The organism is Bacillus sp. BP-3 (assembly GCF_028401955.1).
Lineage (GTDB): Bacteria > Bacillota > Bacilli > Bacillales > Bacillaceae_G > Bacillus_A.
This window is the reverse complement of record NZ_JAQOTJ010000038.1, coordinates 1-10,977: the sequence shown is the minus strand read 5'-3', so window position 1 is coordinate 10,977 and position 10,977 is coordinate 1. Positions and strand designations below refer to the sequence as shown.

The 10,977-nt window shown below is 29.7% G+C and carries 8 protein-coding genes and 1 pseudogene; 2 read left to right on the top strand and 7 right to left on the bottom strand.

Annotation, left to right across the window (positions count from 1 at the left end):
• Window positions 1–185: pseudogene (locus PLX19_RS25515) on the bottom strand (plasmid recombination protein); the annotation flags it as partial.
• Window positions 186–939: 754 nt separating this feature from the next.
• Here PLX19_RS25515 and PLX19_RS25510 point away from each other — a divergent pair.
• Window positions 940–2,199, top strand: coding sequence for an MFS transporter (locus PLX19_RS25510; protein WP_272191737.1), 1,260 nt, complete (start codon window positions 940–942; stop codon window positions 2,197–2,199).
• Window positions 2,200–2,293: 94 nt separating this feature from the next.
• Here the strand turns inward: PLX19_RS25510 and PLX19_RS25505 are convergent, their stop codons facing one another.
• Complete coding sequence (locus PLX19_RS25505; protein ID WP_272191735.1) at window positions 2,294–4,825, bottom strand: ThiF family adenylyltransferase; 2,532 nt, start codon at window positions 4,823–4,825, stop codon at window positions 2,294–2,296.
• A gap of 693 nt (window positions 4,826–5,518) precedes the next feature.
• A complete protein-coding gene (locus tag PLX19_RS25500) occupies window positions 5,519–6,079 on the bottom strand; it encodes a MerR family transcriptional regulator (protein WP_272191734.1) in 561 nt (186 codons plus the stop codon).
• A 520-nt stretch (window positions 6,080–6,599) separates the two neighbouring features.
• Between PLX19_RS25500 and PLX19_RS25495 the strand changes: the two genes are divergently transcribed.
• Entirely contained in the window at window positions 6,600–7,544 is a 945-nt protein-coding gene (locus tag PLX19_RS25495) for an MBL fold metallo-hydrolase (protein WP_272191733.1), read from the top strand.
• A 142-nt stretch (window positions 7,545–7,686) separates the two neighbouring features.
• Here the strand turns inward: PLX19_RS25495 and PLX19_RS26300 are convergent, their stop codons facing one another.
• From PLX19_RS26300 to PLX19_RS25480, 4 genes are all read right to left on the bottom strand, one after another.
• Window positions 7,687–8,037, bottom strand: coding sequence for a DUF2085 domain-containing protein (locus PLX19_RS26300; protein ID WP_442869105.1), 351 nt, complete (start codon window positions 8,035–8,037; stop codon window positions 7,687–7,689).
• Window positions 8,038–8,319 (bottom strand): zinc ribbon domain-containing protein, encoded by a 282-nt coding sequence (locus tag PLX19_RS25490; protein WP_272191732.1) that lies wholly within the window; start codon window positions 8,317–8,319, stop codon window positions 8,038–8,040.
• Window positions 8,320–9,033: 714 nt separating this feature from the next.
• A complete protein-coding gene (locus PLX19_RS25485; protein ID WP_272191730.1) occupies window positions 9,034–9,726 on the bottom strand; it encodes a Rep protein in 693 nt (230 codons plus the stop codon).
• Between the two features lie 217 nt (window positions 9,727–9,943).
• Window positions 9,944–10,977: mobilization protein (locus PLX19_RS25480; protein ID WP_272191729.1), on the bottom strand; the 1,034-nt coding region annotated here is incomplete at its 5' end.

Below are 10,977 nucleotides of genomic sequence, written 5' to 3'. Positions count from 1 at the left end.
TCATTGTACTTGTTCACCGCTTCTTGAAAAACATCCTCGTATACACTTCGAATGTCCTTTTGAACAAAGTAGATATTCTCGTCTAACCTGGATGGATCGATGCCAGGATTCCCATGAATGTTTTCCCTGTTATTATGACTCAACGAACTTTGGTGAGATTGATTAAATGAGATAGAGAACAACATAAAGTGCCACCACTTCCCCTAGATTAATTGATACCATAAGTCTAGCAAAGCGACGAAATGGAGTCAATTAACGTAACCCTATACGTATTTTGACGATAACGCATCAAAATCGATAGGGGTCTGCGACGCTTGTCGGCTTTGCCGAACCATGCTTAGCATGGAAAACAAAACCTTGGGCGTTGCCCAAACCCACTGGGGAACTCTTCCCCAGACCCCAATTCATCCAACTCCCCACCCCCTCAATCCTTGAGGGGCTCCCTCGCCGGTTGGCAGGCCAAAACGATTAACGTTTTGACAAACCAAGAGGGTTGCATAGTGAGTGTATCAACTCCTTATCCTCCCGCACCCTTTCGGGTTCAGTCCGGTACCGTTGACACATACCATGCAACTACCTCTTATCTATTTCAGCACTAGCCCTTTGTAATTAAATCATGGTTTGTAATCACCAATAACGTGCATTTTCGGTAAAATCGTCCTTAGAGTAAAGAATTTGTAGTTTTAACTGTTGAAAAGTCCCTTAGCGTATAGTTTTCGCGTTTTGTCGTCAGGACCCCTTAAAGAACTTACACTAAATCTAAAAAAAAGAAAAAACACTTAACTTGATGAGCATGTGGCGGAACCCCTATAAAAGTAATAATCGCATAATAAACACCAAACTACCATTATATGTAATATTTTACTTATTTTTTTAAAAAATTGAAATGAAACATGATAGAATATAAAAGTATCATAAAATTCGGAAAGGTTGATGTAAATGTTGAATATATTACATAATAAAAACTTTTTTTATCTTTTCTTCGGAAGATTAATTACTAATTTAGGAGATAGTATATATGCAGTTACAGCAATGTGGCTAGTTTATGATTTAACAAAAAACCCCATGTATAGTGGAATTGCTTCTGCAATCACATTTATCCCCCAAATATTTCAGTTTTTAGTTGGACCACTAATAGATAAATGGCGTTTAAAATATATCGTTGTTATAACTCAACTAATAGAATGTTTTCTTATTTTATTAATCCCTATAGGTAATTACTTTAATTTTTTAAATGTATGGTTAATTATTATTGTAATGTTTTTAGCTGTATGTGCCAGTCAGTTTTCTTATCCAGCTCAAACATCATTAATACCTAAAATACTAAAACAAAAGGAATTAGCAGATGGTAACGCCTTAATGAATTTTGCTTATCAAGGAACTGATTTCATTTTAACTGGTCTATCTGGTTTACTTATTATTTATTTAGGTGCTATTAATATTTACTTAATAGATGGTTTTACTTTTCTAATAGCTGCAATATTATTTGCAAAAATCAAATTATTAAATGATGATAAAAAGAACCTACAAAATGAAAATTTTAAAGAAAGTATTAATACATATAAAAAAGATTTAAGAGAAGGAATTATATTCATTAAAAACTCCTTTATACCAAAATTTTTATTTCCGATAGTTATAGCAAACGGTCTATTTGGAATGTTAAATGCTGTTTTGCCAGAATATTCAACATTAAAAGGTGGAAATGCATATTATGGATATTATATAGCATCTTTATCTATTGGAATGTTAATTGGATCTTTAATAGCAACTAAAATAAAACATCTACCTGTTGGTATCGTATTTATATGTTCCACTATATCATCTTCAATAATATGGATATTATCCTATTTAATTGAGATTCCATTACTATCAGTTATATTATTTGGAATTGCTAATATCACTTTAGGTATAATAAATGTCTTTATTTTTTCTATGTTTCAAGCAATGATTCCTGAATCTATGTTGGGTAGAGTCTTTTCTGTTATCGCTAGTATTGCAGGATTATTTCTACCAATTGGGGCATTAGTCGGAGGATTTTTAGCTAAAATTATTGGTAGTGGTTATGTATTCTTATCAGGCGGAATTGCACTAGCTTTTGTATCAATTTATTGGATAACATACCCACAATTAAGAAAACTCCCTTCTTACTTAAACATAGAACCAAACAATTATCTTTTTGAGAAAGTTTCTTCTAAATAGAAATTAACATTTAAAAATTATATTCTTATTAACTAATGAAAAAAAATAAAAAGATGCTTTAATAAATCAAGCATCTTTTTATTTCACTCTTTTTTCATCTTATGGAATTATATATATAAAAATTCGATTCTAATTGCTCTAATAATTTAAATAAATTTATAATAGAAGAATTCATTAACTCTTCAAGATTATCTTCAGGAAATAAATAAGATAAAAATTCCTCAAGACGAAAATTCTTTTGAACCAAAGCCTCTCTAATTATAATTTCATTTGAAGATCCATAAATGTTAAAAAGATGATTTGCTATTAAATAAGAAATTGGAGGCATTATATGGTCTCCATATTCAAGTACAAATGAAGACTTTAAAAGTGAATTTAAATATCCATTTTCCTGATTTGAAAATTTAATCCCCTGAAAATATTCATGATGATCATACTGTTTTCTAATTTCAATAACATCATTAAGATCTATTTTACCGTTTTCCTTCATTTTATTAACTAAACTTTGTTCAAATAAATGCACCCCATAAGTAGACAAAACAATTTCATGAACTCTTTTAACATACTGATAAGATATTTTCCCTTTCATCTCATCAGTAATATCTGGATTATCGAGTATAGAATTTAAACAAATTAATTCAAAATAATATGCTAAAATTTCATTTACAATTTGTGTACTATCATCAAAATAAGAATTTTCATAACACAAATTAAAATAGGAATGTCCTAATTCATGACATAAAATAAAAAGACTATCTGAATTATCATGGAAATTCAATATAATCCTATTTTCTTTCACTTGAGGAAAATATACATTTTTATTAACTTCACTTATATTCAATACTTTAATATGATTTTTATCAAATAAATCATTAATATGTTTAATAAAATTATAAGGTTCTTCAAGTAATTCTAAACTTTTAAGAATAATATTTTTCGCATCATCAATCCCATTTAAAATACCAATATCTTGATTCAATGATAAAAAATCACCAATAGTTTCAGAAGTAGGAGAAATTAAAGAAGCTGTTCTCTTTATTAATTGATTGAAAGAACTTTCAATGCTTTTTTCAAAAAAACTTAGGCTTTGCTGAGACATACCAATAACATTTTCAAAATACTCCTTAAGATCACTCTTTAAATAATTTTCCTTACTAAGGTTAAATATTTTTAAAATATCTTCACCAACCTTAAAAGTAGAAGAATATATATTCCTTTGAAGAAGAATTCTTTCTTCTATATCCTCAACATTATTAAGAATCTTTAATGCTTCATGAATTTGAATTTGTCCCCCATTATATGGAACTTTTAAATTTTTCATTATTGAAAAATACTCTTGATTTAAAGATTCTTTATGATTATACTCACTATCCTCTTCGTTATCTAGATAGTCTATAATCTCAATAAATTGTTCATACGTTTCTTCAAGATTTAAATTAGTCAATTCATCCATAACAATTAACAAATCAAAAACTTGATACAACGATAAAAGTTCAATCTCCAATATTTTTGGTATTACTCTATTATTAGATTTAACAATTAAATCTTTTATATTTAACAATTTTTGATGTAAAATTTCAGGATCTAGTGAAATAAATCTTTCTAAACTCTTTAAAAATTCATTATTTTCATTATCTCCATAAGGTGTAATAGTAAATTGTTTAAAATTAAATACATAATCATTATTTATACTTTCTATTCCATAAATTAAGTCATCAAAAATAATTTTACTTACTATGATAGAAGCTGCTAAACTTTGTATAATTGTTCCACGATTTTCTCTTATCAAGTACGGTGTATAATGATCACGATAACTATTCCCTATTTTAGATAATCCATTATTTTTTTTACTTAATGTTAATATACTAATACTATCATTTAAATATCCCATCGATAAATATTTAATATTATTAGCATCTGAATAATTTATAATATCCTTATGCAATTGTTCTGTAACATTATCAAAAGAACCAAATATATAATCAAGACCTTCTATTTTTAAATCCTTTATATCTTGAATCATATTTATAGACTTTTTGAAAACTTGAACATTAGTATAAGGATCAATTTGTTCAATATATTTTTTTACTACATCTACTTTAGGGATATTAATATCTTGTGGACTAAAAACAACTTGAGCTCTAATATTTTTAATTTGAACAACATCAGAATCAACTAAATATATTTCCCCTACTCCCAATTTTGAAAGAGTCACCGCTAGAGTAGATCCAATTGTTCCAACCCCAATAATAAGTACTTTCATTTTTTTTAATTTCTCAACAAAAAAATTAGAATGAGCACTTTTATCATGATTACTAAAAAAATTAAAATTCCTTAAATTAAATTCTTCATATTTTGGTTCTTGAACTACTTTATCATAAACAAGACTATTCTCTTTTAAAAAATCTAATATACTAGCTAATTCTTCATCTTCAATATTATTTTCCTTTTTCCATTCATTTAACTTATCATCTAAGGTTTCAGGAAAATCATTCTCAAGAATTTTAAATAAAGACCAAAAAACATCAAAATTATTAACTTCTATACTACGTCCTTCCCCATCATAATAAATTATTTCATTTTTATTAGGGTATCCTCTAAAATCTAAACCTTTCTTTAATTGCATAAATAACCCCCACAATCTTACTATAATATTTCAAGAAAAAAGAAGGTAATTAATTAATCACCTTCTTTTTTCTTGAAATATTAGCAAACCGCGAAACATAGTGATTTGTTTTCGTTTTGAGCAACTTTTTTAATTTTCATTGTAAGTTTCATATGGAAATTCCTCCTTTCTCTTCCTTATATTTCAATAATAATCAAAATTAACCAAAAATTCAATATGTAAGAAGATAAAAATAATACATTTTTTTCATATTAATCTAATTTTAGACACATTTTAGGCACATTTAAGTTAATACCTTGTACTCTAAAAGGGGTAATCACAAGGTTGCTGTTCTAGTCCGTCATAACATTCACAAAAAATGGGTTATTGATTGCCGAAATTGCTAATTTTTTGTAAGTGTTCATGAACAAAGTTCTGCACCAACTCAAGTGAAACCATACTTTATTGAATATGCCATCAATTTAGCCTCAACTAACATTGTATTTCTAATAGAAACATACAAAGAATCCAATTAAAATAAGCCCTTGCTATTTTAAGCAAGGACAATAAAACTAGTTCAAATCACTTTATAAAATAATTATAGCAAGGGAATGCTTGTAAACTGATTTATACTGCATTCCCTTATTATATGTATGCTATATTTCTATTCTTCTTTTTCCGACATTAGAACCATATAAAAAATTGCTATCACATTTAACTTTTAAACAAACCGAAAAAACCTTTCCGTTTTTGTTTCTGATTTTGCTTCTGCATATCTCTAATATTTTCAAGCAATAACTGATCCCGTTTCTCTAACTTCTTTTCTATAAAAACTTCTAATTCACTGTTTTTACCTTCTACTTCAGTTAATTTTCTCTCAGTATTAGCCAAATGCTCTTTTGTCGTAACCAATTCATTCGTAATCTCCTGTAATTTTTGAACCAATGCTTGATTGAACTGATTTTGTAATTGCTGATTTTCTAATACTGCATCCAATTTCTTTTCTAATTCCGATTTTTCTTCTTTTGAAACAAACAAATCAAGTTCTCCGTTTCGCCATGCTCGAACTTGATCATAAGACCATTTTTGCACCTGTATTTTTTCTTTTATAGCTTTTAATTCCTCTATATTTTCCTTTGAATATCTGCGATGCCCTCCCTGGCTTCGCTCCGTTTGTATATTAAATTCGTTTGACCATACCTTTAGCAAATCGGGAGTCACCCCTAAACGATCTGCAACAATTTTCGGTGTATACATTTCCGATTTTAATTCCATTTTTCATTCCTCCTATAAAAACGGAACACGTTTTTCCACTCATAAACATGATTAAATCAACATTTTAATCAAAATCGGAATTCACTTACAACTGATTTCACAACCGATTTTAAAAACGAATTGATTTCGAAATACCTTTCGATTTTAACATTGAATACTCATTACTTCTCGATAATAGCATCAAAATCTTTTTTTATTTATACAAGATTTTATACAAAAAAAGATAAAAAACAAAATAACAAGAATCCCTGAAATCCCCGCTACATCAACAATGTATAAAAATATGCATAGAGTCATAGAAAAGGAAAAAGCGAAATCCTAGTTATATCAATAGATTTCGCTTTTTCCTTGCTACCGATAATAGGACGTTATGTTAACCGAGCATGCATAGAGTATACAATGCACTTTTTACATTTTTTAATTAAATCACATAATAAAACGGGATAAAAAGGAATAACACAGAGAAATGAGGAAACTTAAGAAAACAAGTATAAATGAGAGTATTTAGAGGTGATTAACTATGAAAATTATTAAAGAAACGTCTTCCTATTTTTCAATAGAAAAACTTTCTGAAGGTATATATGCCGCAATTGCTAAGAAAGGTGAGGGAGCAATGGGTAATGCGGGTTTCATTGATTTAGGAAATGGAGTCCTTATATTTGACACATTCACAACTCCTAAAGCCGCTAAGGATTTACGAAAAGTAGCAGAGGAAATTACTCAAAAAGAAATCAAATATGTTTTTAATAGCCATTATCATGGAGATCACACTTTTGGTAATCAAATTTTTGAAGATGTAATAATCATTTCAACTTCCATCACAAGAGACTTACATGCACAGAAAAACATTATTCAGGATTTAAATAAGGAACAAATAGACATGCACCTATATTTGAATCAATTGGAACAAAAAATGATAACTGAAAGCGATCCAATCTTACTTGCCAGTCTTAACAATCAGTATAAGGAAATGTCAAAAGTAAACGAATCACTATCTGAATTACGAATTGTACTTCCTAATCTGACCTTTGAAGATAAGCTTGTCATTCATGGAACTTGCCGAACAGTTGAGTTATATTGTTATGGAGGGGGACATACTCCAAGTGATGCTTTTCTGTACTTACCACAGGAAAGAATTGCATTTATGGGTGACCTAGTGTTAGACAATTTACATCCTCCTATTTTTAGTTCCCAGCAATTTATTGATAATTTATCTAAAGTTGACGAAATGGATATTCAAAAAATAGTTCCTGGTCATGGTAATTTAGTAACAAAAGATCAAATTAAGGTTATGTTGCGATATTTGGAACATCTGAACATAAAAGTAGCTTCTTCTCTAGAAAAGAGAGAAACCTTAAACCAACTTTTATTAACCAATACCCCAAAAGCATACGCTAACTGGACCGGTGTCGATGGGTACAAGCGAAATCTTACTGTTATATACAATGAGCATAAAGAAAAATAGCATTAGATGTATTGACTTCCAATAACGAAAATTATGTAAATAAGCTGTCCATATGGACAGCTTATTGTTTTTGGTTAGTATGTTTTTTCGAAATGCTGACGGTACCCCTATTCAAGGTATCAAAAATTGTTACAGAATTCCCTTAAAAAGAACTATTTTTTCCTAATAAGTAAACAAAAATACATGATTTTATAAATAACGTAATTAAACATATTCCAAAAACGGTCCCTGTAATAACTCTTTTAATATTATTACTTTGATAAGACGTCAAAAGTTGAAGTCCTCCATCTATTATTAAAGGAATCATTCCTAATATATAAATAAAATAAGGAAATTGAAAATAAAAATACAAAACTATCCCTAAAAATAGTCCTATTAACTCTCCCGTACATCTGGCACATAAAGGGAAATAATGATTATGATAGTGAAAAGACCTATTTTTATTTTGATGACACCCAAATACTATGGGCAACCATTTATTAATAAATAACATTTAACTAGGATATGTAGCTAATCCTATTAAAAATAAAATGCCATAAAATGCAACAAAAAGTCCTACAGGAATTAACGCGCCTATACCAGCAGCCTTTGCTGTTTTCGGTTTTTCATCTCTCCACACCAAAAATAAAATCAAACCTACAATAGGAACACAACAACCTAAAAATCCCCAACCAAATCCGCCTCTATCATTTAATATTGATTTTTGAGCTACACCACAATGAGGACAAATTGAGGCGTTTTTATCAATATTTTCTCCACAATTAGAACAATACATAAAATATAATACCTCCAAAAATAATTTACATTTATAAAAATATCTATATAAAAATACCTATATAAAAAATACTTAATTTAAACTCATTTGTCTATAATTTACATTAATTTAAATCATTTTTTTGAATAAACTAAGACCCCCCCTCTTATTTTTGGTCTGTTCGGTTTAGTGAAATCAACACTCGCATTTTTAATGTCATATAGTTTTTTGTTTTTTCTTTTGATCTTATCTTTTTGATTTTTCTTTGCTTTTTGTTTGGAGTGTTGGCTCGTCGTGTGGGGGCGAGACCCCACGGTTTGAAACGTAGCGTTATAGCGGATAAGAGTAAATCTGGGACGAATGATCTAGCGGTTCGGCTCGTATACTTGCTAGTCCAAGTCGAGAACCATTGCATTGCTTTTTGTCCTTCGGCTTGGCCAGAAAAGCAAACGAGCCGAAAAAAGTTTTGCAAGGATGGAGCAAAGCGAAAAGGGTGGAGATTTTTGAATGGGTTTCTCAAAAATACGACCCGTTCCTTGCGGAACTTTTAGCTTTTAATAATAGTGATAATAGAAAGCATCTATAAAAAACGTGTAAATCCCTTGGTATAACTGGGGTTGATGGACTTTTTAGGGTGTCACCTTTTCGTGACACTTTTAGTCTTTTTTGTCACCTTTTCGTGACACCTAAAAAAATACATATAAGTAAAAAAAGACTGTATCAATTTGATACAGTCTAAAAAAATCTAACTGGTAACTTTACTTTTTTACCGTTTTGATCTTTAAGATTTTTCAAAGAATGTTGAAACAATCTCATTGTCAATTTATCAAGTTTCACTTCATTTTTTCGAGGCGCACAAATCATTATGTAAGGATTTACAATCCATGTTCTAGGACTTACAGTACGACCATTTTCAATAATTTGCCCTGCGCCTTCTGGATTAAGTAAAATTTCTTTTTTCTTTAACGAATTCATGATAACAGATGTTTTTTGTCTTGATTTCCCTATCATTTCAGCAATTTGGGAAACTGTTGCAGCCTTCGGCAATTCAAAATCATCTTCACCAATGTTTTTTCGTTTCTTTTTAAATTTATCATCTCTACAGATAATCACATTACTTCTAAATTCTAGATAGGCTTGAATTCTAAATAAAAAGCTTTCTTCCGCTTGAGTTAAATAACCAATACAATTCAATAAATCTAAATTTCTATGCATTACTTGATTAAACGGCTCTCCAGAAAATGGATCTTTATTAGTTCCAACATAATGATCTTCTCCAGTTAATTCTTTTAACTGTTGTAAAAGAGATTTTTTAAATTCTTCAGCTTGATCTCTTTGGTTTACATCTTTCTCAAAATCTCTTTTTCTAGCATTAACATTAGCTTGGTTTAAAGCTTGTCCTAAAGTTTGTTCAGTCTCTTCTTTCATTTTGTCAATTCCTCCTTTGATTGAGGGAATCAACAAAAATACCTGTTTTTTTCTATTGGACTATCACTCCAATTATGATAATCTATAACCAGACATTGAATTTTAGGTATTTTCATTGAATACCCTTTGAAACAAGCCATGCTGGAACATGGCTTGTTTTTTATTTTATCACACATATTCTCTTAAAGAATTATCAAACAAAGTTTCCCCACTTTTTTTATCTTTCCATATCAAATCCTCGATGTTTACTCATTCCCCTCTTATGCTCACGTTCAAATTGATTATCTATTCCCTTATTATCCAATTCATTTTTAATAATCGTTCTAAACGTCTTAAATTGCTCTTTAAAGACTTTTTTTGTTTCTTGATATAAAACCTTTATATTTGACTGTAAATCTCTTATATGAGCTTTTAAAGACCTTATTTCAGTCTTTAACGTCCCCACTTCTTTTTGCAACTGACTTTTTTCTTGTTTCAATGTCCTATTCTCTTCCATCCAACTCTCTGCAGTCATTCGTAAACTTTGATACTCTTTCACAAAATCTGTTTTTCTCAAACGTTCGTAATCCTTTTTGATAGTAACTGCTGCATTCACTTGTTTTGTTAATTCTTGATATTGTTCTGGTGATAACACATAATTTCTTGTCTGTTTCTTCGTGATTTCAGCTTTTCCAAACATCTTATCCTGTACTTCTGTTATTACTTCTTTACGCAAAAATGGAATTTTAACAGGTTCATTTGGTACTTGATCCGCAACACGATTTAATTCTTCTTGCTTTTGTTTTACTCTTTTTTCTAACTCTACATAACGTTGGCCAATCAACTGCAGCTTTTCACTTCCACTTCCCACTTTTTGCTTCACTATCTCTAATTCTTTGTACTTATCAACGACATCACTTTCCAAACGCTTTTTCACCATCTGTAATTCTGTTGCTTTTTCTTCAGCATCTTTCAAATGATGATCAACAACTTGTAATTGCGTTTCTTTTTCTTGTACTTGATTTTCAACAAATGATTTTGTTTCTGCATATTCCTTGTATTGACGGACTTTCATGTACTTGTGAGACCCTACATTGGCCCTTTCAAAATCAGGAATATGTTCTTTTGCTAATTCCTCGATATAAGCCGTTTCTAGTGTTCTCCAATTCGCAATGAGTTCAGTTCCTTTGCCTTCTATGCCTTGTTGTTGCAAGGCTCTATCCATTCCGACACGCCTCGTTAAGCCTCGACTACTTTCGAAATTCGGTACAT

Excerpts from the sequence above, each read along its gene's own strand:
- PLX19_RS25510 (WP_272191737.1), top strand. The coding sequence starts at position 940 with ATGTTGAATATATTACATAATAAAAACTTTTTTTATCTTTTCTTCGGA.
- PLX19_RS25505 (WP_272191735.1), bottom strand. The coding sequence starts at position 4,825 with ATGCAATTAAAGAAAGGTTTAGATTTTAGAGGATACCCTAATAAAAAT.
- PLX19_RS25500 (WP_272191734.1), bottom strand. The coding sequence starts at position 6,079 with ATGGAATTAAAATCGGAAATGTATACACCGAAAATTGTTGCAGATCGT.
- PLX19_RS25495 (WP_272191733.1), top strand. The coding sequence starts at position 6,600 with ATGAAAATTATTAAAGAAACGTCTTCCTATTTTTCAATAGAAAAACTT.
- PLX19_RS26300 (WP_442869105.1), bottom strand. The coding sequence starts at position 8,037 with ATGTTATTTATTAATAAATGGTTGCCCATAGTATTTGGGTGTCATCAA.
- PLX19_RS25490 (WP_272191732.1), bottom strand. The coding sequence starts at position 8,319 with ATGTATTGTTCTAATTGTGGAGAAAATATTGATAAAAACGCCTCAATT.
- PLX19_RS25485 (WP_272191730.1), bottom strand. The coding sequence starts at position 9,726 with ATGAAAGAAGAGACTGAACAAACTTTAGGACAAGCTTTAAACCAAGCT.